1 protein-coding gene is annotated in these 569 nt (G+C 64.9%); it reads left to right on the forward strand.

Annotated elements, in window-relative coordinates:
* Positions 1–82: 82 nt before the first annotated feature.
* A partial coding sequence (locus tag DMP08_RS12315; protein WP_143208795.1) for an ABC transporter ATP-binding protein occupies positions 83–569 on the forward strand: 487 nt, incomplete at its 3' end.

Consider the following 569-nt stretch of genomic DNA (forward strand, 5'->3'; position numbering starts at 1 on the left):
CCGAGATCCCCATCGGCATCCTGACCGCGTTCGTGGGCGCGCCGTTCTTCCTGTACCTCATCACGAGGAGGAAGCAGCAGCTATGAGCATCGACGTGAAGAACCTGAGCTTCTCCTACGGGCACCACGAGGTGCTGCACGACCTGAGCTTCAGCATCCCCGACAACATGCTGGTGAACGTGCTCGGCCCGAACGGCGTGGGCAAGTCCACCCTGTTCCGCTGCATCCTGTGCCTCAACGCGAACTGGACGGGCGAGATCACCGTGAACGGCAAGAACCTGCGCGACCTGTCCGTGCGGGAACGGTCGCGCGAGATCGCCTACATCCCCCAGTCGCACTCGTCGACGTACGACTACGACGTGCTCGACGTGGTGCTCATGAGCGCGGGCGGCAACATCGGCCTGTTCGGCACGCCGAAGAAGCAGCACGTCGACCGCGCATGGGAGGCGCTCGACCGCGTGGGCATCGCAAGCTTGGGGCATCGGCCCTACACGCAGATATCGGGCGGCGAGAAGCAGCTCGTGCTCATCGCGCGCGCCATCGCGCAGAACGCGCGCACCATCGTGATGG

It is taken from the genome of Paraeggerthella hongkongensis (assembly GCF_003726035.1).
Classification (GTDB): domain Bacteria; phylum Actinomycetota; class Coriobacteriia; order Coriobacteriales; family Eggerthellaceae; genus Paraeggerthella; species Paraeggerthella hongkongensis.